General features: G+C 33.8%; 25 protein-coding genes. 1 reads left to right on the top strand and 24 read right to left on the bottom strand.

Annotated elements, in window-relative coordinates; translation table 11 throughout:
- Positions 1-7: 7 nt before the first annotated feature.
- Together spoIIIAA and ltrA are read right to left on the bottom strand one after the other, a co-directional pair.
- Positions 8-976, bottom strand: a complete 969-nt coding sequence (spoIIIAA, locus tag NTHER_RS08650; RefSeq protein WP_012448155.1) for a stage III sporulation protein AA — start codon at positions 974-976, stop codon at positions 8-10.
- A 136-nt stretch (positions 977-1,112) separates the two neighbouring features.
- Positions 1,113-2,540 carry a group II intron reverse transcriptase/maturase gene (gene ltrA, locus NTHER_RS08655; RefSeq protein ID WP_012446632.1) on the bottom strand — a complete coding sequence of 476 codons (1,428 nt, stop codon included), beginning with the start codon at positions 2,538-2,540 and terminating at the stop codon, positions 1,113-1,115.
- Positions 2,541-3,049: 509 nt separating this feature from the next.
- Between ltrA and NTHER_RS08665 the strand changes: the two genes are divergently transcribed.
- Positions 3,050-3,535 carry a hypothetical protein gene (locus tag NTHER_RS08665; protein WP_012448156.1) on the top strand — a complete coding sequence of 162 codons (486 nt, stop codon included), beginning with the start codon at positions 3,050-3,052 and terminating at the stop codon, positions 3,533-3,535.
- 48 nt (positions 3,536-3,583) lie between these two features.
- On the opposite strand, the gene NTHER_RS08670 is transcribed toward NTHER_RS08665, so the two are convergent.
- The 22 genes from NTHER_RS08670 to NTHER_RS08775 form a co-directional block, all read right to left on the bottom strand.
- Complete coding sequence (locus NTHER_RS08670; RefSeq protein ID WP_012448157.1) at positions 3,584-3,859, bottom strand: CD1247 N-terminal domain-containing protein; 276 nt, start codon at positions 3,857-3,859, stop codon at positions 3,584-3,586.
- Positions 3,860-3,899: 40 nt separating this feature from the next.
- Positions 3,900-4,466 carry an elongation factor P gene (gene efp / locus NTHER_RS08675; RefSeq protein WP_012448158.1) on the bottom strand — a complete coding sequence of 189 codons (567 nt, stop codon included), beginning with the start codon at positions 4,464-4,466 and terminating at the stop codon, positions 3,900-3,902.
- Positions 4,467-4,512: 46 nt separating this feature from the next.
- Complete coding sequence (locus tag NTHER_RS08680) at positions 4,513-5,586, bottom strand: M24 family metallopeptidase (RefSeq protein WP_012448159.1); 1,074 nt, start codon at positions 5,584-5,586, stop codon at positions 4,513-4,515.
- A gap of 1 nt (position 5,587) precedes the next feature.
- Entirely contained in the window at positions 5,588-6,022 is a 435-nt protein-coding gene (aroQ, locus tag NTHER_RS08685) for a type II 3-dehydroquinate dehydratase (protein ID WP_012448160.1), read from the bottom strand.
- A 65-nt stretch (positions 6,023-6,087) separates the two neighbouring features.
- Positions 6,088-6,996 carry a cysteine synthase A gene (cysK, locus tag NTHER_RS08690; RefSeq protein WP_012448161.1) on the bottom strand — a complete coding sequence of 303 codons (909 nt, stop codon included), beginning with the start codon at positions 6,994-6,996 and terminating at the stop codon, positions 6,088-6,090.
- Positions 6,986-7,555 (bottom strand): shikimate kinase, encoded by a 570-nt coding sequence (locus NTHER_RS08695; protein ID WP_012448162.1) that lies wholly within the window; start codon positions 7,553-7,555, stop codon positions 6,986-6,988. The genes cysK and NTHER_RS08695 overlap by 11 nt, the downstream gene beginning before the upstream one ends.
- Before the next feature lie 22 nt (positions 7,556-7,577).
- Positions 7,578-7,850, bottom strand: a complete 273-nt coding sequence (locus NTHER_RS08700; protein ID WP_012448163.1) for a late competence development ComFB family protein — start codon at positions 7,848-7,850, stop codon at positions 7,578-7,580.
- Between the two features lie 38 nt (positions 7,851-7,888).
- Entirely contained in the window at positions 7,889-8,359 is a 471-nt protein-coding gene (locus NTHER_RS08705; RefSeq protein ID WP_012448164.1) for a prepilin-type N-terminal cleavage/methylation domain-containing protein, read from the bottom strand.
- On the bottom strand, positions 8,349-9,002 hold the full coding sequence (locus tag NTHER_RS08710) for a hypothetical protein (RefSeq protein WP_012448165.1): 654 nt from the start codon (positions 9,000-9,002) through the stop codon (positions 8,349-8,351). The genes NTHER_RS08705 and NTHER_RS08710 overlap by 11 nt, the downstream gene beginning before the upstream one ends.
- Complete coding sequence (locus NTHER_RS08715) at positions 8,999-9,424, bottom strand: hypothetical protein (RefSeq protein ID WP_012448166.1); 426 nt, start codon at positions 9,422-9,424, stop codon at positions 8,999-9,001. The genes NTHER_RS08710 and NTHER_RS08715 overlap by 4 nt, the downstream gene beginning before the upstream one ends.
- A 117-nt stretch (positions 9,425-9,541) precedes the next feature.
- Positions 9,542-10,513, bottom strand: a complete 972-nt coding sequence (gene pilM, locus NTHER_RS08720; RefSeq protein WP_012448167.1) for a type IV pilus biogenesis protein PilM — start codon at positions 10,511-10,513, stop codon at positions 9,542-9,544.
- A gap of 2 nt (positions 10,514-10,515) precedes the next feature.
- The gene (locus NTHER_RS08725) at positions 10,516-11,523 is read right to left on the bottom strand and encodes a pilus assembly PilX N-terminal domain-containing protein (RefSeq protein WP_012448168.1); all 1,008 of its coding nucleotides are present in this window, start codon (positions 11,521-11,523) and stop codon (positions 10,516-10,518) included.
- A 3-nt stretch (positions 11,524-11,526) separates the two neighbouring features.
- Entirely contained in the window at positions 11,527-12,009 is a 483-nt protein-coding gene (locus NTHER_RS08730) for a PilW family protein (RefSeq protein WP_012448169.1), read from the bottom strand.
- 4 nt (positions 12,010-12,013) lie between these two features.
- Entirely contained in the window at positions 12,014-12,415 is a 402-nt protein-coding gene (locus NTHER_RS08735) for a type IV pilus modification PilV family protein (protein WP_012448170.1), read from the bottom strand.
- A 29-nt stretch (positions 12,416-12,444) separates the two neighbouring features.
- Positions 12,445-13,656, bottom strand: a complete 1,212-nt coding sequence (locus NTHER_RS08740; RefSeq protein ID WP_012448171.1) for a type II secretion system F family protein — start codon at positions 13,654-13,656, stop codon at positions 12,445-12,447.
- A gap of 1 nt (position 13,657) precedes the next feature.
- Positions 13,658-15,343, bottom strand: coding sequence for a GspE/PulE family protein (locus tag NTHER_RS08745; protein ID WP_012448172.1), 1,686 nt, complete (start codon positions 15,341-15,343; stop codon positions 13,658-13,660).
- Between the two features lie 126 nt (positions 15,344-15,469).
- The gene (aroE, locus tag NTHER_RS08750) at positions 15,470-16,357 is read right to left on the bottom strand and encodes a shikimate dehydrogenase (RefSeq protein WP_041367036.1); all 888 of its coding nucleotides are present in this window, start codon (positions 16,355-16,357) and stop codon (positions 15,470-15,472) included.
- Positions 16,358-16,386: 29 nt separating this feature from the next.
- On the bottom strand, positions 16,387-17,727 hold the full coding sequence (locus NTHER_RS08755; RefSeq protein ID WP_274377051.1) for an APC family permease: 1,341 nt from the start codon (positions 17,725-17,727) through the stop codon (positions 16,387-16,389).
- 144 nt (positions 17,728-17,871) lie between these two features.
- Positions 17,872-18,384: a type 1 glutamine amidotransferase domain-containing protein gene (locus NTHER_RS08760; protein WP_012448175.1), complete on the bottom strand. Its 513-nt coding sequence runs from the start codon at positions 18,382-18,384 to the stop codon at positions 17,872-17,874.
- A gap of 217 nt (positions 18,385-18,601) precedes the next feature.
- A complete protein-coding gene (locus NTHER_RS08765) occupies positions 18,602-18,877 on the bottom strand; it encodes a hypothetical protein (protein WP_012448176.1) in 276 nt (91 codons plus the stop codon).
- A gap of 60 nt (positions 18,878-18,937) precedes the next feature.
- On the bottom strand, positions 18,938-19,432 hold the full coding sequence (locus tag NTHER_RS08770) for a YqeG family HAD IIIA-type phosphatase (RefSeq protein ID WP_012448177.1): 495 nt from the start codon (positions 19,430-19,432) through the stop codon (positions 18,938-18,940).
- Positions 19,433-19,616: 184 nt separating this feature from the next.
- The gene (locus tag NTHER_RS08775; RefSeq protein WP_012448178.1) at positions 19,617-19,958 is read right to left on the bottom strand and encodes a sigma-70 family RNA polymerase sigma factor; all 342 of its coding nucleotides are present in this window, start codon (positions 19,956-19,958) and stop codon (positions 19,617-19,619) included.
- Positions 19,959-19,983: the final 25 nt, after the last annotated feature.

The raw sequence follows: 19,983 nt of genomic DNA on the forward strand, positions 1-19,983 counted from the left end.
CCCCCATTTAGATATTTACAGTTAATTTTTTGTTTTCATTAGAGCTTTGTTTTAAAACATTTTTATTATCTCTAATTGTTTCAATTGTTCCAGGTCCTCGTCTCCGGCTTAAAATCACCAATTTTTCAATAGCACCATCATGTAAAAGTTCTGGGATTCCTGGTCTTTTTAACAGAGTTTCATAGCTATCACCGTGTATAGACAATAATAGCTTTACTCCGGAATTCATAGCTTCTTTAACAGCATTTATATCTTCTTTTGTTCCAATTTCGTCGGTTACAATAATTTCTGGTGACATAGCTCTTACAGCCATCATCATGCCTTTTGCCTTGGGACAGCCATCTAACACATCAGTTCGTAACCCAATTTCTTTCTGGGGAATCCCTCGAACTGATCCACTTATTTCGGATCTTTCATCTATTAACGTAATCTTAAATGTCCTATCAAAACTCTTGTTTCCAGTACTTAACAGTCTAGTTAAATCTCGTAGAATAGTGGTTTTACCACATCCAGGAGGACCTATTAATAAAGTGTTAAGAAAACTATTTATTCTCTTGTCTATTAACTTATCAACTAGTTTTTTACCGGCTCCTTTTATTTCCCTGGCAATTCTAAAATTTATTCCAGAGACATCACGGATGGTTTGTATTTCACCACTTTTTAAATATGTTCTCCCAACTATGCCTACTCTGTGACCTCCTGTTACAGTTATAAAGCCCCTGTTGATCTCGTGTTGATATGAATATACAGAGTTTTCACTAATTAGACTCATTACTTTTTGTAAATCATTTAGCTCTACTTGATAATTTAAAATTTCATCCTTATCTGAAAAAACCAGCATAGCTGGTCTATTAGCTCGTAAGCGAATTTCTTCCAATTTGCATTGTTGAGAAGATCCCTTTAGATAATTTTTAATTTTCTCTTGTAATTGAGCTGGAAAATATTTTTCTAAAAGCTTAGTAAACCATTCTTCCAAAATAGACTCCTCCTTTCTGTTTATAACTATTTAGCTAGTCCTACATTTATGCAATCGAGTAGGAGGTAGATAATTATTTTATCTACCGACCTCTCACACCACCGAGCAAACCGTTCGGTACACGGCGGTTCCTAGTTTACGCTTTAACTTGTCGATAATATTCCGAAAAGAATAGGAAACCAAATCCTTTGATTACATCATTTCCAAGGGATTTGGATAAGACGGGGCTATTGGAAATTCTCCAGTAGCCCTTTCTTGTGTTTGCATATTCCCATGCTTTGTATTTATTGGCTCCAAAGAACTTGAGCATTTTAAATTTTGTTCTCACTTTCTTCCATTGTTTCCAGTAAATCATGCGAATACGCCTTCTCATCCAACTGTCAGTATTTATTAACAGATTCTTCATATCAGCTGGTTTAAAGTAGTTAACCCAACCCATAATGTATCGGCTAAGTTTCTTTGCTCTGGCTTCGTTGCTTATTCCATAACTTCTAGATGTGAGTTCTTTTATTCTCGTTCTCATCTTTGTAACTGATTTAAGATGAACTCTTAATCTGGCTTTTCCTTTATGTCTGTAAAAGCCAAACCCAAGAAATCTTACCTTTCCTACATAGGCAACTACAGTTTTATCTTTATTTACTTTGAGAAATAGTTTATTTTCGATGAAGGGTAGTATGTTCTTCAAGGTGCGTCCGGCACTTCTTCTGCTTTTACAAAAGATTAGCAGGTCGTCCGCATAGCGGACGAATTCGTGCCCCCTTTTCTCAAGTTCTTTATCCAATTCGTGGAGCATTATGTTACTGAGGATAGGGCTAAGAGGCCCGCCCTGGGGCACGCCAACTTCTGTATCCTTATAGGTGTGTTTGATCATTACTCCTGCTCTTAGATATTTGTTGATAAGAGATATTACTCGACCGTCTTTTATTGTCTTAGATAGCACTTCTATCAATTTGCTCTGGTTTACTGTGTCAAAGTATTTCTCCAAGTCCATATCTACTACATATTTGTATCCTTCATTTATGTTTTGTTGACTTTTCTTAATTGCATCATGAGTACTGCGTCCAGGGCGAAAACCATAGCTGTTATCTGAGAATTGCTCCTCATATATTGGAGATAGTACTTGGGCTATTGCTTGTTGGATTACCCTGTCTACCACTGTAGGTATGCCTAATTTTCTTTTCTTCCCATCTTCTTTAGGTATCTCTACCCTTCTGACGGGATTAGGGCGGTATTTACCGTCCAGGACTCTTTGCCTGAGGTGGTCCCCGTTTTCTTTGAGATATTGTAGAAGTTCATCTACTCCCATCCCATCAATCCCGTGAGAGCCTTTGTTGGATTTTATTTTCTTGAATGCTTTATTCATGTTGTCTCTATCCAAAATTTCCTCTAGCAAATTCCCCTTCGACAAGTTTGCATTGGAGATGTTGTTTTCAGTTATCCTTAAAGAACTGTGCACTCCCGCATATCCTTCGTGTTCCGCACTATTCTTCTGCGGTGAGCCTTCTTTGCAGCTTTCGCCTGTCAGAAGTTGGCGGCACTTCATTCCTTTATTGGTAACAGTCATTTACTGATCTCCTCCTAGGTTCATCCCTTCCTTAATGATGTCGACCTCATCAAGTACTATGGAATCTGCTGACTTCTCATGACAAATCTTATTTCAACCGTGGTTCGAAGTTCATCTTGCCACGTCCATGAGACCTCCCACGGTAAGACGATTAACTTTCATTCCATGTACCCACATCATTTACACTGGTATGTCCGTGTAGTTGATTGGACTTCGTTTTGTATTGCAAACTCATCCCATACCTTATGCCTGATGATGTTCGTGTGCCTTGGGTCGGAATTTTGCCTTAAGCTTCCTTCAGATCCCACCTCACGATGGGCACCCTTGCTCTTGGCTAATGGTTGGTAACTACAAACCCCCATAGTGGACTTACACCACCTAGCTAATCGTCATGCATGGCGCACAATAAAAATCCCTGGAAGTTTTTAAATCCAGGGATTTTTTCTTACATTATGAATTTATTTATGGAAAATAATAAAGATGACTAAAATTGATTGGAGGAGTCCATTATGTACTTACCTTATTTTGCCAGTTTATTAATTTTTGGTATTAGCCTGGTATTACTAATACTAATTGTACCTAAAGAGTTTATTATTAATAAACTAATATTTGGTATTGTATTTGGGATTTTACAAGCTATACTATTAATTTATTATATGGAAATCAGATTCGGGTTCTGGGATTTTATCAGAGAGGATATTCTGTATTTAGGTGAATTACCCATTTTTTTATCAGCTACCTGGACTCCTTTAGTTATTATGTTTATTTACTTATTGAAACTGAGTACTCATCTTTTAAGTAGAATTATAGTCCTGATTTTATTTCCCTTGCTATCTACGCTTAGTCACTATGCCTTCGAATTAAATAATATGTTGACATATCAGAACTGGAGTTATTTGGAAACTTTTCTTTTAAGCTTATTAATCCATATGGCTATTATTGGGGGGCTATATTTAGTTGGAGAATTACAGGATAAGAAAAAAACTATTTTTTAAAAATCCCTCCTGCAAAAAAGCAGGAGGGATTTTTTTAGGTTAACTGGCCTATTTTTTAAAACTACTGTATGTTTCCGGTCTAGTGGATTCTTCAGGAGCTTCTTCATCTAAATTATAATAATGTGTTTCCATAAATTCTAAATCGGCATCAAGTCCATCTACGTGATTTTCTAGCATAGCTAGATCTGCGTCCATCTCATCAAAAGCATCAGCAAAATCCTCCAAAACAGAAACAATTTCGCTAATTACTTTGCCTTCCTGACTGTTACTTACCATATTCATTCCATCCATCATGCCTTTAAGGTAGGAAACTCTGTACTGCATTGTATACCTCCTCAAAAAATATATTTAGTGTCGCATATTATTATTCCCCTTTTACCCTTTCAATATATTCACTAGTTCTAGTATCAACTTTGATTATATCACCTTCATTAATAAAGAAAGGTACATTAACAGTTGCACCAGTTTCTAAAGTTGCTGGTTTACTACCTCCTGAAGCTGTATCTCCTTTTACTCCCGGTTCAGTTTCGCTCACTGCCAGTTCGACGAATACCGGCAGTTCAATACTTATTTCTTCTCCATTATGAAACAATACAGTAATTATCATGTTTTCTTTTATAAACTGTGTTTTATCTTCTAACTGATCTTTGGTTAAAGTATACTGCTCAAAGGACTCTGTATCCATAAAGTTATACATATCTCCTGCCGCGTACAGAAATTGCATTTCGCGTTCTTCTAAATGAGCACGTTTTACTTTTTCACCAGCGCGAAAAGTTTTTTCAGATACATTTCCTGATTTCATATGCCTTAGTTTCGTACGAACAAATGCTGCACCTTTACCAGGCTTAACATGTTGAAATTCCACAATACTGTATACTTCTCCATCAACTTCTATTGTCATGCCATTTTTAAAATCATTACTAGTAATCATTACAATACCTCCTTTGTCAACTTTAGTTCCACGGGTACTACTATAATTAAATCTCGATTAAATCCTTAGTTGATCGTGTTAGAACTTCACAGCCTTGTTCTTGAACGAGAACAATATCCTCAATTCGAACACCACCCCATTGAGGAATATACACTCCAGGTTCCACTGTAACCGTCATACCGGGAACTAATTCGTCTTCATGGTTAGGCGAAAGTCTGGGAGATTCATGTACTTTCATCCCCACTCCATGACCTAATCCATGACCAAAATAATTGCCATAATCCTCTTTTTCAATAGTTAATCTGGCAAAGCTATCCGCTTCTTTACCCGTTAATCCAGCATGGATATTATCTAAAGCATTCATCTGAGCTTGAAATACGAGATCATATATCTTTTTCTGTTCTTCACTAGCTTTTCCTAAAACTACTGTTCTAGTCATATCAGAGCAATAACCTTGATATTTTGCTCCAAAATCCATTTTAATAAATTCACCATTCTGGATTTTTTTATTTGACGCTACTCCATGGGGTAATGATGATCGGTGTCCACTGGCTACAATTATATCAAAAGAAATGTCTTCTGCCCCTTGTTTTTTCATAAAGTATTCAAGTTCAAGAGCCAAGTCTCGCTCAGTAACTCCTTCTTCAATAAAATTAACAATATGTACAAAAGCTTCATCGGCTATATGAATAGCCTTTGATAAGATTTCCACTTCTTCTTTGTCCTTTATTTTTCTTAATTCTGACACTAAATCTTTTTCTGGTATTATGTCAGCTTCAAGATTTTCTTGATACCTTTCGTAATCTTCATAAGTGATATGATTTTTTTCTAGATAAATTTGATCAATATTAAGTTTTTTTAGTAATTCATTAAGAGTTTTGACCATGGGAAATTCGTGCTTAATTACTTTAAAGTCTTTTGGAATTTGCTCTTCAGCTTGCTCCACATATCTAAAGTCTGTTAAAAAATAACTTTCATCTTGTGTGACCAGTATAAAGCCACTACTTCCAGTGAAGCCAGTTAAGTAACGACAATTTTCTTGTTTTGTTACAAACAGGGCTGGGATATCATGCTCTGACATTTTCCCTCGCAACCTATTTAGTCTGTCCATTTTAGACATACTAACCCTCCTTAGTTTTGATAAAAGCATTTAAAGCCAATAAATATCCGGCAAAACCCATACCAGAGATTTGACCTTTAGCAACAGGTGCAATTACTGAATGACTTCTAAAACTCTCGCGATTAAAAATGTTAGAAATATGTACTTCGATAACTGGCTTAGAAATAGCTGCTATAGCATCTCTTATAGCTATACTATAATGGGTGTAAGCCCCTGGATTAATTATAACCCCTTGGGCGTAATTATTAGCCTCTTGTAATTTGGTTATAATATCTCCTTCGCTATTGAATTGAAAAATTTCTACTTCTATACCTAGCGATTCACTTTCTTTAATGATTGAGCTATTTAATTCTTCTAATGTTTGGGTGCCATAGTGTTCAGATTCTCGATTACCTAGCATATTAATATTAGGGCCGTGGATGACATAGATTTTCAAACAGTCAGCCTCCTTTTATGATCACTAGTTATTCGCTTCTCAAATGACCTAATTTTAATAATTTATTAATCCTGAAATAATTGAGTTGATAGATAGCGTTCCCCAGTATCTGGTAAAACAGTTACTATTTTGGATCCAGGGTACCGACTGGCAATTTCTTGGGCAGCGAAATAAGCCGCTCCAGCTGAAATACCAGTCAATATACCATGTTGTTTAGATAATAATTTTGCACTATCAATGGCATCTTGATCACTAACTGGTATAATTTCGTCTATTATATTAAAATCCAAGACTTTAGGAATAAAACCAGCACCAATTCCCTGGATTTTGTGGGGAGCAGGATCTTTTCCTGTAAGCACTTGTGATTTTTGTGGCTCTATTGCAATATTTTTGATTTTGGGAAATTTTGCTTTTAAAGCCTGTCCCACACCGGTAATAGTACCTCCTGTACCAACTCCAGCCACAAAAAAATCTGGCTCAATATCTCCAAGGTTTGCAATTATTTCACGGCCAGTTGTATGATAATGAATTTTAGGGTTTTCTGGATTATCAAATTGTTGAGGCATAAAACTTTTAAGATACTCTTCCTGTAGTTCTTGAGCTTTTTTAACTGCTCCACCCATGCCTTCATTGCCAGGGGTTAAAACTAGTTCAGCTCCTAATCCTGCCAGTAACCCTCTTCTCTCTAAACTCATAGAATCAGGCATAACAAGTTGTAATCTATATCCCTTTGAAGCAGCCACTATTGCTAGACCAATACCTGTGTTTCCACTAGTTGGTTCTATAATAGTTGTTTCCGAATCAATCTTACCTTTTTCCTCACCAGCTTGTACCATACTTAAAGAAATCCTATCTTTTACACTTCCCCCTGGATTAAAGTATTCTAACTTAGCATAAATTTGGGCTCCATCGTTACCGGCAAGTGCAACCATGGGAGTATCCCCAATTGAGTTAATGATATTATTAGCAACCATTTAAATCACTCCTATACATATAGCCATTAGAGTATAATTTACTGTAAATTTGATTAGCAACTTCTTGAGGAGTTAACTTATCAGTCCATATTAAATGGTCTCCCTTCTCATAGTATTCCAATCTGTTAATTAATAATTGTTTTATTTTTAAAAATTTATCATTTGTATTGAGTAAAGGTCTAGTCTCATCATACTTTAATCTATCATATATAGTTTTTGGACTAGCTAACAACGAAAAAGTTACTGAATTCTTATCCATTACATACCAGTTATGTTCTCTAATTACAATCCCTCCACCTGTAGTAATTATACATGGAGATTTCTCATTTACCAGTTTTGTTAGAATATCTGTTTCCTGGTCTCTAAAATAATTTTCTCCATAATGTTTGAAAATATCGTTGATATTCATACCTGTACGACTGACAATTATTTTATCAGTATCATAACAAGGTACGTTCATCATATTTGACAGTATTTGACCACTATGTGTTTTTCCTGTTCCCATAAAACCCAATAATACTACATGTATTTTTAATTGATTTAAATTTAATCTGGCCATTACTTACCCCTCACAAAAAATTTTAATGTCTAGGCTGAGTTTTAACTTGATCAATCGCTTTAATTATAGCAGTAGTCACATCTGTAGAAAATTGTACAAACAAGGAATCAATCTTTGAAAAGACTTCACCTTTTTCCGTTACTACATATCTCGGTGGTAAATCATTTAAAGCCAAAGCCATAATATCTAGTTTACATTGTTGGCAATCACAAACTTCTTTCCTGTCTGTTAGAATTTCTTCTAATTTCTTTTCAACTACTTTTTCCATATAATTTTGTAACTTTAAATCACTCATAAATTCTCCTCCAATAATTAAAGTTTGTAGCTATCCAATCATTTAGTTTTCCTCACTCTACCAGAGACGGCTGCTACTACAATATAACGACTATCTCCGCGAGAATTGCTAATACCTATTTTGGCCCCTCCCCAACGAGGAGTTCCATTAGCTGTAAAGATTATCATTGAATTAAAAGGATCGAATCCCCCAGTGTTAACTGTACAAAATTCTAAACCTGCGGGTAAAGTTTTAATACTTGTCCCTTCTCCTGGCAACATCACTACATAATTGTTTTGAACCCCAATAAAAGGAAAACTTATCCTGGATAACTCTTCGGTTTTAATAGCCTGCATCTTAGCCTGACGAATTTCATTGTAAAGCTTATTCTGGGCTGCCTCAAGTATAAAATAGTCAATTAACTGGTACAAACCAGTTACCGCTAAAGTTCCTAAGATTCCTAAAATTAGTACCACACATAATATTTCTAGCAGTGTAAAACCTTTTTGGCCTACTATATTACTGTACATTATCTTGTACCCTTTTTATATCTTCAACATCCTTTAGTGTCCTTCCTTCACTAATTGAGATATTATCATAGAAAATTTCAAGTTCCATTTCAACTGATACGTATTTATTGTCGTCACTACCGGTATTCACACTTTCTTTAATATGTAATCCTCGTAAACTGAACAATCTATCCAAATTAGATAAATCATCGATCACCTGTTTGATATCATAATAATGACCTTCGATTTTATGTAATAAAATCAAACTTTTTATCTCTGGTAAGTTATTAGAGCCGGAGAAAATGTTAACCGAGTTTACAGAAACATTGTTAAGCTCCATTAATGAATAAAGATTAGAATAACTATATTCCAACTCCTTATTCCCTGGGACTAATGCTTGTAAATGTTTTATTTCATCTAAAAAGTTAACTTGTTGTTGTTTCAAACTATCTTCAAAATTGATAGAACTCATCTGTTTTTTACTATGCTCTTTAGTTTCGGTCAAATGTAAATTTAATTCCTGGTTTTTTTCTGTTAACGGCATATACAATAAATTCCAGAAAAACAAAAATATCAACAGTAACAGTACTATAAATATCAATATCTGCTCTCTGATGCTTAATTGGAATAATTTTTTTGTTACCAAATCAAAGTAATAGTTCACTGACTTTCATCTCCTTTTCTATCTTCGTTCAGTATACCCTGTAGAATAAAATGATAACTACCGTATCTGTAGTCCAAATTCTTTAATTCAACTTTTATATCTCTTTCTAGAGAATTGAGCTCTTCTTTAAATAATAATGTATGATATACAGATGAACTGTGTCCCACTATTTTGATTGTTGGCAAATCTTTAGCATTAAAATCTATTAAACTAACTTCTTTAGGTAAAATTTCTTCAATTTCTTTGAAAATACTGGGCCAATCAATTTGCTGTGATAATAATAAATCTATGTGATCTTTCTTTTTCAAGTAGAGATTTTTTATATCCTCAATTTGATGTTTTTCGGTAATATCACCCTTCTCCTGAGAAAACATAGTTAGTTGTTGATCCAAAGTTCTATTCTTTAAATATAAGTTTGTCACAATTAGTATCAGGATGAAAACGTATACAATTATAACAATTAACCCTAATTTCCTTTTCTTAATGACTAATTCATTATCTATTAATTCTTGTGGTCTTAAATCTATTTTAATATTCAGTTATAACCACCTCCGCAAAGCAAGCCCTGTTGCTACACAATAAGAAACTTTATCTTGTAAGACAGAAGAATTTAAATTGACCACGTCAATTTTTTGAAAAGGATTGATTAATTGGTGTTTCAAAACCAAGTTATTGTTAATCACTTCAGTGTTGATTACATGCTTTTCAATAAATTGATGGCAGTCTCCAGTTAAAAACAAAGTTCTCGGATTACCAGACGAAAGCCCTTCAAAATTGATATAATTTAAAGAACTTTCGATTTCCAGTATTATTTTTTCCCAGGTAAGTTGATTTTGTATATCGAAATTTATTAGATTTACATTTCTACATAAAATATATTTATTTTCTTCTAAAAAAATTAGTGACACGTAGTTAGTATTAATATTGACAATAATGTTTATTTGTTGAGATTCTGTGGTTAGATCATTACTATATGTATAATTTACCATCCTTAGGATTGAAAAAACATCAACTTCTAATGCTGAGATGATTAGTCCAGCATCCTTAAATACACGACAATAATCATTTATTTGTTCCTTCTGGGCTGCTACTATTAAAACTTTTGTATTAGTTTCACTTCTATTTAAGATAAACCAGTCTACAACCACATTATCCCATGGAAGAATTAATTGGGTTTCTATCCGTAGTTTAATAGCCGAATCTATATCTTTTTTTGACATATTTGGCAATTGAATGGTTTTAATTATTATATCTTTAGATTTTATGGCAAAATAAATCTGTTTTTTTGTTAAACTATTAGCTACAAAATATTCTCTTAATCTATCTATCCTACTTTGCAAAAAATCGACGGTATCCTGGTTCCCTTGATCTTGAATATTAATGTCTTCTATCTTTTTACATATAATTTTGTTACCCCTTTTACCTAATTGGACTATTTTTAGACCGTGACTATCAAAATTTACTCCAATAGCGTTTTGATCAAATAAACCAAAAGCCTTTGAATATGTCATATTTACCTCCTAAAAGGGTAGTTAAAATCACTCAACTTTAATTGATATAGTGAATTAAAATCTTTTTTATCTGGAGCATACAATCGTAAGTTTTCACAATCTGAGGTAACTCTACCTCTTGGGGTAATAAAACTACCCTTGAGCGAAATATTTCCACCAATAAAGCTGATCCCTGTATCCTTTGATTCAGAGTAAATTAACACAGGGGCTCCATTAATATAATGACGCTTATTATCTTTTAATTTTATTTCTCCTTGCGAAAGAATTACAACTGTTTTTTCTTCACTGATAGATAGAACATTTTCGCTAACAATAACCTGACTGTGCGAGTAATCATCTTCAAGGGCTACTAATACAAAGGGGTCACTGGGAATTGAATCAAGTTTGACATCTCCTGTATGGACTACAATATTATCATGATTCCATTTATCAATGTTTTCTAGGACTGGCGCTAACTCAGTCAAATCCTGATTGCTATCAAGGTAATATGTTTCTCCATAAATAGTGTCTTCACATAAGTCTGAAGTTTTGGCTGTAATCACATATTCGTAATAATTTTCTAAAAAGATTAAGGAGTCCGAAAGAATAAATTCTTGTTCAATTAATGCTTCGCTAGTCGTAATCGCATCGTAATAATAACCTTTTGAAGTGACTTTCACTCCTTTGGCATCAATTTGAGACAGTTCTAGTTCAAAAATTGGCTGCTGATTTTGTTGCTTCATAACGAAGTCCATATAATCTTGGTTATGTAAGTTGCTATTGATATCTGTTGTACCTTCCCAATCCTTTTTTAATGAAAATAAGGCATATTCTAAACCCGCTTCGGCATTATAGGCGGCTTGAATCCCATCTCCATCTCCAACAGATATAGTGTTTGTAAAAACTGAAATTTCTAAAAGCACTATTCCAGTTATTATTAGAATCATTAATATTACCAGGCTCAACACTGTCATTGAACCAGTTTCATTGTTGATCTTTTTTCTTTTAGTTATTCCCCTAGCTTTGTTCATCAACTAATTTCTTGGTAACACAAAGGTAGATAAGTGATTATGCTCTCCATTTTTGTGCACCTCCAAAGTAATTTTAATCATATCCCAATCTGACTGATCTCTCGAAACTGTTAACACTTTTCCATCAATCAAAACCACTTTTTCAAATTTTAATTTACTAATATTCGATGCGATAGGATTATGATGCTGATTTCTTAAATCATTAGTCAGTTTATGATGATAGTACCTCGTCTCTCCCAAGTCTATATCACTATTAGAGTTGAATTTAATACTATCTTTTTGGGAAATTTTGATATTTTCCACCATTCTATTCATAGCGTAACGAGCGTCCTGCTGTGTATCAGCATTATCTAAGCCAACCTGCCAGCTTTTTATAGCTACATTGAACAATATAAAAAATCCACTTGATAGCATACCAAAGATAACCAAGGTTATGAGTAGTTCAAATAATGTAAAGCCCTTTTTATCAGTAAGTATGTTTTTCAAGAAATCACCTGCTAGTCTGTAAGGTGTTTACATAGTAGTGAGAAGTTTTTCCCGTTTCATCTTCCCACTCTATCAGGACTTCAATTAACAATAGTTTACAATCTTGGATTTCATCTAAAACAGTAGTCTCTATTACAATTTCGAAATTTGGATTTAATGACACAGGTTCGTCGTTCTGCATTATTTCCTCATATGTTTTATTTTTTAAAACTTCCAGTTCTCCCTTGGCTAGATAACTGGCCTCACTATAGGTTCCAGAATGAGAGATTCCTTTTACGCCTTGAATAGTAAGAGCAATTATTGGACCTGCAATCAATGCTAAAATAACTAAACTAATCAATAATTCCAATAAAATAAAACCAGATTTCTTTAAAGTTGTAATTTCATTACTTGATCTCAAATTCATATCATTACCCCTCAATTAATCTGAGTTTTTTAGAAAATTTTCCATAATTCAATAACAGGTATGATAACAGCCAAGACAAGTAATCCGATTATTAAGGACATAATTAATATCATTAATGGCTCTATTAAAGCCGTTATTTGTTTGACATTTAAACTCAATTCCCTCTCGTATAAATTAGCAATTCGTTTCAATGTTTCATCTAGGGTCCCTGTTTCTTCTCCTACAGATATCAATCTGTTGCATAGATCTGGGAAAGTTTCCAATCCACACATACAATATGTCATCCTCTGGCCTTCCTGTATACCGTGAATAATTTTATCTATATCTCTTCGTATTTTTAGATTACTGACAACATTTTTTCCAATACTCAAGGAGTTTTTCAGAGGGACTCCACTTTCCAAAAGCATTGCGGCAGTTCTAGTTAAACGAGCAACATTCGCTTTTATAACTAAATCACCAAAAACAGGTATTTTTAATTTCACAGAATCAAGTATCAGCCGAGCTCCAAATCTTCGAAATATATAAACGCACAAAAACATTAACAAGATAGCCAGGACAAAGATAAGTGAAAAGTTTTCAGTCATCCAAATCCCTGAATCAAAAATCATTCTCGTGATAAAAGGTAACTCTGCACCCTGAGCTTCAAACAAATTGATAAATTGTGGGAAAATTACTGTTAATAAAATATAAACTACTACCATAGCTAATATGATTAGTAAAATTGGATAACTAATAGCAGATTTTAGTTTTTGAGATAAAGTATATTCCTGTTCGTAATGTAATGCCAAACGATCTAAAATTTCGTCCAAGCGTCCCGATTCTTCTCCAGCTCCCACCATTTCCGTAATAAGCCATGGAAAGGTTTCACTGGCATCTGAAAAAGCTTCTCGTAAACTTTTACCAGAGTTTAGAGATTTTATTACTATGGTTAGTCCCCTGGTCAGATTTTTATTTCCTAATTGTTGTGTTTGCAAGTCAAGACTTTCAATAACAGGAATCCCACACCTAACCATTGTGGAAAATTGGCTAGTAAATAGCATTAATTCTTTAGATGTGACTGGATCTAAAAATTTTCTGATATATTCGAATAACGAATCTCGCTTTGAATAATTTTTAAGTTCAATTAAGCAAAAATTTTCATTTGTTAAATTTAATATGGCTGTTTCCCGACTGTCAGCAGTGATAAATCCCTTAATTTCTTCTCCTGTCCAACTTTTTGCTCTATAATAATATTTAATCATCTTATTTCCTCACTTTTAGGGATTCTTGGAAACTTGTTATTCTAATAACTTCTTCTAAAGTCGTAATTCCACTATTAACATCCTGTAAAGCATTATTCACTAGTGTTAAACAATCCCACACTGACGCGAAGTTCAAGTCATCTAGTTTTGTTACCCCTTTCGCGATTTCTTTTTTTATTTGATTGTCTACTACTAGCAGTTCAAATACAGCCTTTCTCCCTTGATATCCTGTTCCATTACATATTCTACAACCTCTGCCTCTAAAAAAATTAGGTAAATAAGATATATGATTGGCATGAGCTTCATAAAAGTTAAGTTCTTGAAAACTAGGCTGATATAGTTCTTTACAATGATTACAAATTTTCCTAACCAATCTCTGAGACAAAATACCTTTAATAGAAGAGTTCAATAAATACATGGGAATCCCCATATCAATTAATCTTGATAAAGCTCCTATTGAATTTGAAGTGTGTAGTGTGGAAAAAACTAAATGACCAGTCAATGAGGATCTGACTGCTATCCGTGCCGTTTCCAAATCTCTGATTTCACCTATCATAATTATATCGGGATCTTGCCGTAGAATAGACCTTAATCCAATTGCGAAGGTTAATCCAGCTTTCTCATTCATTTCCACTTGATTAACACCTGGTAGTTGGTATTCTACAGGGTCTTCCACAGTAATTATATTTTTTTCTGGTGAATTTATCCAACTAAGTGATGAGTATAAAGTCGTTGTCTTTCCACAGCCCGTAGGTCCAGTCACTAATATCATGCCAGAACTATCAGCCAACATAGCCTTGTATTGACTTAATTCTTTATCTTTAAACCCAAGTTTGTCCAAAGGAAAAATAATTTTTTCTTTGTAAAGTAATCTGATCACTATTTTTTCACCAAATATAGTGGGTAGTGCTGATGCTCTTAAATCTATGTTCTGTTCTTGACTTGTAAATTCACATCGTCCATCTTGCGGTAATCTTTTCACAGTTATATCCATATTGGTCATTATTTTTATCCGTGATATCAACAGTTCTTGAGTGTGCTTGGGAAAACAGGTTATTTGACGCATCATCCCATCAACTCTAAATCTAACTAACATGTCACTACTAGTTGGTTCAAAATGTATATCACTAGCTTCTTGATCAATGGCTAATTTTATTACTGTATCTATAATTTTTATAGCAGGAGCTTCATTTTCAAAATTTAAATTTTGATCACTGTTTTTATTATCTATAATATTGGTAACAGATTCTTTGGAAATTAACTGCACTTCTTTTTCTACCACTTCTTTGATATCAAAAAATCTTTTAATCTCTCTGTCAATTTCTCCGGGAGTAGCCAACCATATTTCAACTTCTTTACCTGTTATTAACTTAATTTCATCTATAATTAAAATATTCAATGGTTCAGATGTAGCTATAGCAACATTATTCTGATTTAGTTTAAATGGAAATATTCGATTTTGTTCAACGATATGGAAGGGAAGTATATAGGCAGTATCATTTTCGACACAATAATCTGACAATTCTATTCGCGGTAAACCTAATTTTTTTTCTAACAATTGAACCCACGCATTCTCACTTATAAATTGTAAATCTATTACTATCGAACTCAATCTGTTACCTGTACGCTTTTGAACAATTAGTGCTTCATTGAGTTGAGCTTTTGAAAGTATGTTGTAATCAATCAATAGTTTTTCTATACTGATCTGGTTGTTTGAAATTGTTATGCACCTCCGACAAGTGAAAGTAATACTTTATTCTACATAATTTTCCAAAACCCTCTTTACTCTAAAAATAAAAAAAAAAGCTCTAAATTACCAATTTAGAGCTTTTTTCATGATCTTAACAGGAGCTTCTTCTCCGGTCCATTTTTCAAAAGACAATATACCCTGATATAAAAGCATCCCCGAGCCATCGGATATTTCTATACCAGGTCTAGCTATTTGCTGTAGATAGGGACCCAGTTGTTCGCCATAGCGTAAATCGACCACTGCTGTTCTTGTATCAATTGTTTCAAGAGTTTGTAAACTTTGCACAATATACTCGGGCGGGTCAGTCGGTATAGAATTAATGATCAAATTGCTTTCTTTTAAAACTCCAATAAGACAACTGGGTTCCAATGAAACAGCTTTTAAATGGGTTTTTACATGTCCATACAGTTTTTTGAATTGATCTTCTGTTATTGCTTGATTTAATCTCTCTACTAATTTATCTGCTCTATTTAAGTTTCGATTAACTATGACAATGCTATTTGGTGCTCTTTTTAACATTCCCATACAGATAGCCCTGGCAGCTCCACCTGCTCCTATAACACATATGTCTTTATTTTTAAGAGTGAAGTTCTTTTCCTTTTCTAAATAAGTTACAAACCCATCTCCGTCTGTATTGTCCCCTGTAATGCTCCCCTCTAGATCATCCAAAATCAAAGTATTAACAGCACCTGCTATCTTAGCTTCCCAAGTCAAATTATCTAAGTAAGGTATAACCTGCTCTTTGTACGGAGAGGTTACATTTCCTCCATTAAAATTTAAAGCTTTCAGTCCATGAATCGCTTCGGCCAACTGAATAGATTCTACATTAAACGCATGATAACACCAATTTAGCCCCATCTCGTGGAAAGCGGCATTGTGCATCACAGGAGAAAGAGAGTGCCCCACTGGATTACCAATCAAAGCCAGTAAACCTTTGGGATTTTTAACCATAATCTCACCACCATTTTCTATTAAATTCATTATCCATAAAAGTTTTGATAGCCTTTTGTTTTAGCATAATATTGTCTAATTTTAAAATATATTAAACCCAAACCAATCCATATAAATAAAGAATACAAAATTAAAGGATCCTCCATGAAAGAAAATACCGCTAAACAGATCACTGCAATAATGGTGAATATTCCCAATCCTATCATTACTCGAGGGGAAAGAGTAAAAGGTGCCTCTTTCAGTTTATCTGGCTCCTGGGCAAGTATCTTTAACCCGGCACCAGCTACCAAGGCCATTCCAATTAAAGTCACTAATGAACTAATCGCTCCCAAATATAAAATTGATAAATCTAGAGAAACAATCAATATCCCTAAAATATAAATTACTGTCAAAGCTATACCAGGAACATTAAAACGGTTTTTCTTAGCTAAAATTACGGGCATATAACCGTCTTCAGATAAACTAGCTAGTAGTCTACAACTGGCAGCATAAATTGAATTAATGGGCATAATTACAGCTACTACGCCACTCAACTGTATAAAATAAAAAGTCCATCCCGGGAAAATAATTTGAGCAGCTTCTGCTAAGTTGGGTTCAGCAGCCTTAATAGTATCCCAACCTAATGCTCCTGAAAACACCAAAGTAGTGCTTAAATACAAAAGTCCAATTATTATTGAAGCAATAATAATTGCTCTGGGAATATTTTTATCTGATTCTTCAATTTCATCGCCAATCTCAGCCACAAAGTACATACCAGTATAGGCAAAAAAAGCAGTTAATGCGCCACCAAAAATTGTACCCATACCCGCTTCAGTCATTGGTGTTAAGTTATCCAAATTAATTTCAGCTAATCCTCCTCCAGAGAAAACAATCAAACCAGCAACTACTATAGTCACTAAAACACTCTGTACCAGTTGGGTGGTTTTAATTCCAAAGGCATTAACTACATAAAAAATCGTTAAAATTACAGCTGCAATAATTCTATTATCAATCCCCCAGGGACTATCAAAGTACTCAGTAAAACCACTAGCCATTAATGCTAAACCGTAAAAAGAAGTCATAAACCTTAACCAACCCATTAAAAATCCAATAGTTTCAGGATAAAACATTCTGGCATACCTGTAAGTAGCTGCTGTAGTAGGATAAATAGCAGCCACTTGAGCATAACAAAAGGATGATGCAGCTGCAATTAACAGAGCAATTAAATACGATATCATCAAGCCTGGTCCTACTGAAACTGCTAAGGGGCCAATGATAATATAAATTCCTGCTCCAACAACTGTTCCAACTATCATAATAACCGCTCCGAGCAAGCTAATTTGATATTGTTGTGAATCAACTTTCTTATTGGAAGCAGTAATTGTCAACACCCCCGATATTTAAATTTTAGATATAATAAAGTTGAATGTTGATAAATAAAATTTCAATTTCACTTAAAGCCACTAAAAAGGAAGATCTCAAACAAAGAGATCTTCCCATATTCATATGACAACTAAAATTGTCACATGTTTCGATTAATCTTGCAATACTGTTAAACATTCTTTCATAAATTCCGGTAAATCATGAGGAATCCTTGAAGTAACTATATTACCATCTCTAATAACTTCACGATCTTCATAATGGGCACCTGCATTTTTAACATCATCTATGATAGCCCAAAAACAAGTTATATGTTTACCAGAAATTATATCAGCAGAAACTAATAGCCAGGGACCATGGCAGATAGCAGCAATTAAACCTCCATTGTTATTTACTTTTTTAATTACATTTAGAATTTGTTGATTTCTTCTTAAGCTATCTGGGGCAAAACCACCTGGTATTATTACAGCATCTACTTCTTCAGCATTAATCTGGGATATTTGCTTGTCGACCTTGCATGGCAGACCTGCTTTTCCTGTATATGTTCCTTCCTCAGCCCCAACCAATTCTACTTCTAAACCAGCTTCTTGAAGTCGATAATAAGGATACCATAACTCTCTCTCTTCATACATATTTGCACATAAAACAATAGCTTTTTTATCTTGCATTCTAATAACTACCTCCTAAATTATTTTGTTTCTCTAAATATTATTTTTCGATATTATATTACATTTTCCTGGTTATCAAATAATTATGTTTAAAAAGGTTGACCTAGTTCTCCTATTCACTTATTAAGATGTACTGTCAAAACTGCATAATCCGTTTAATTTTTACAGTATCAACAACTAATATAATAGCTCCCAAAAAAAACAGCACCTGAGGTAATCAGGTGCTTAAATACTGGCGAATATCAATTATTTTTTCTTTATCAGGTATCTGTTCTTTAGCGTTATGATCCCATTTAAAGTATAATTTAATCAACACGGCATCCTCTTTGGGAATAAAACCAACATCATTTAAGCGATAATTATCAAGATCGGTTCTTTCTTTTCTCACTTTATCAATGAAAGTTTTAATTTTTTCAAGGAAATAATCCTCTTTCCCCAAAAGTTCTTCAGGAGAGTATGGTACTAATTCTGTAATTGAAATTGTATTTTCCACTTTTAATCCCTCCCCGGTTTTCAACCTGGGGGTATATTATACCCAAATAATTTGAAATTATTAACTCTGTTTGCTCACTTTCCGCAATATGAACCTTTCTAATAGTCTCAAAAATTTGGTCCCTATAAATTCCTTTTCGTCTATGGGAACAACTAAAATTGTAAACATTCCCATCCTATTACCTCCCAGGACATCAGTAAATACCTGATCACCTACGACTGCAACCTTTTCGGGTGGTAATTCCAATTCTTGTAAAGCCTTCTTAAAAGCTTTTTTTCTGGGTTTGTTGGCATTTGGTATAGCAGGTAAACCAACTTTTTCTGCAAATTTATGGACTCGACTATTTTGGTTGTTAGATACTATGCACATCTCTAATTTCTTTGATTTAGCTTCTTGAAACCAATTATTAAGATAATCAGTCAACTCTTCATCTTTCCAAGCAATCAAAGTATTATCTAAATCTGTAATTATACCTTGGATTCCCTTATTTGCTAATTTGTCAAAATCTAGATTGTAAATAGACTCTAGATATAAATCCGGATACAATAGTTTCAAATTAAGTCACTCCAATATTTCAGCGTGTAATTATTCTTAGTAAATTTTTAGTGAAAATATAATATTTCGTTTTTATACATTCCTCATCAAACTCTTAATATCCTGCCAAAAAACTTATCTATTATTGTAAAAAATTATTTATAAATGTTGTATTCTGCGGTTTCCCGGGAAATTAATAATATTATTAACTGAGCAGTTCGCCCATCTTATTTAAAATCCGCTTCTCAATTCTAGAAACATAAGAACGAGAAATCCCTAGCTTTTCAGCTACTTCTTTTTGGGTTAAAGCTTTCTCATTGGATAATCCAAATCTCCATCTAAGAATTTTTTCCTCTCTAGGTTTTAAGGTTTTGATAACTCTACGTAATTTGTCCTTGTCTATTGATAAAGTCACTTGATCAATAACCATATTAGAATCAGACCCGAGTATGTCAAGTAAAGTTATCTCATTTCCCTCTTTATCAACACCTATAGGATCTTGCAAATAAGATTCTGAGCGGTTCTTTTTAGTTGCTCTAAAATGCATTAAAATCTCCGTTTCAATGACAAGA

Origin of the sequence: Natranaerobius thermophilus JW/NM-WN-LF, from assembly GCF_000020005.1 — a bacterium.
In the GTDB taxonomy this organism is placed as follows: Bacteria; Bacillota; Natranaerobiia; order Natranaerobiales; family Natranaerobiaceae; genus Natranaerobius; species Natranaerobius thermophilus.

Coding starts and splice junctions, on each gene's coding strand:
- ltrA (WP_012446632.1), bottom strand. CDS start 2,540: ATGACTGTTACCAATAAAGGAATGAAGTGCCGCCAACTTCTGACAGGC.
- NTHER_RS08665 (WP_012448156.1), top strand. CDS start 3,050: ATGTACTTACCTTATTTTGCCAGTTTATTAATTTTTGGTATTAGCCTG.
- NTHER_RS08670 (WP_012448157.1), bottom strand. CDS start 3,859: ATGCAGTACAGAGTTTCCTACCTTAAAGGCATGATGGATGGAATGAAT.
- efp (WP_012448158.1), bottom strand. CDS start 4,466: ATGATTACTAGTAATGATTTTAAAAATGGCATGACAATAGAAGTTGAT.
- NTHER_RS08680 (WP_012448159.1), bottom strand. CDS start 5,586: ATGTCTAAAATGGACAGACTAAATAGGTTGCGAGGGAAAATGTCAGAG.
- cysK (WP_012448161.1), bottom strand. CDS start 6,996: ATGGTTGCTAATAATATCATTAACTCAATTGGGGATACTCCCATGGTT.
- NTHER_RS08695 (WP_012448162.1), bottom strand. CDS start 7,555: ATGGCCAGATTAAATTTAAATCAATTAAAAATACATGTAGTATTATTG.
- NTHER_RS08700 (WP_012448163.1), bottom strand. CDS start 7,850: ATGAGTGATTTAAAGTTACAAAATTATATGGAAAAAGTAGTTGAAAAG.
- NTHER_RS08705 (WP_012448164.1), bottom strand. CDS start 8,359: ATGTACAGTAATATAGTAGGCCAAAAAGGTTTTACACTGCTAGAAATA.
- pilM (WP_012448167.1), bottom strand. CDS start 10,513: ATGACATATTCAAAGGCTTTTGGTTTATTTGATCAAAACGCTATTGGA.
- NTHER_RS08725 (WP_012448168.1), bottom strand. CDS start 11,523: ATGAACAAAGCTAGGGGAATAACTAAAAGAAAAAAGATCAACAATGAA.
- NTHER_RS08735 (WP_012448170.1), bottom strand. CDS start 12,415: ATGAATTTGAGATCAAGTAATGAAATTACAACTTTAAAGAAATCTGGT.
- NTHER_RS08740 (WP_012448171.1), bottom strand. CDS start 13,656: ATGATTAAATATTATTATAGAGCAAAAAGTTGGACAGGAGAAGAAATT.
- aroE (WP_041367036.1), bottom strand. CDS start 16,357: ATGGTTAAAAATCCCAAAGGTTTACTGGCTTTGATTGGTAATCCAGTG.
- NTHER_RS08760 (WP_012448175.1), bottom strand. CDS start 18,384: ATGCAAGATAAAAAAGCTATTGTTTTATGTGCAAATATGTATGAAGAG.
- NTHER_RS08775 (WP_012448178.1), bottom strand. CDS start 19,958: ATGCATTTTAGAGCAACTAAAAAGAACCGCTCAGAATCTTATTTGCAA.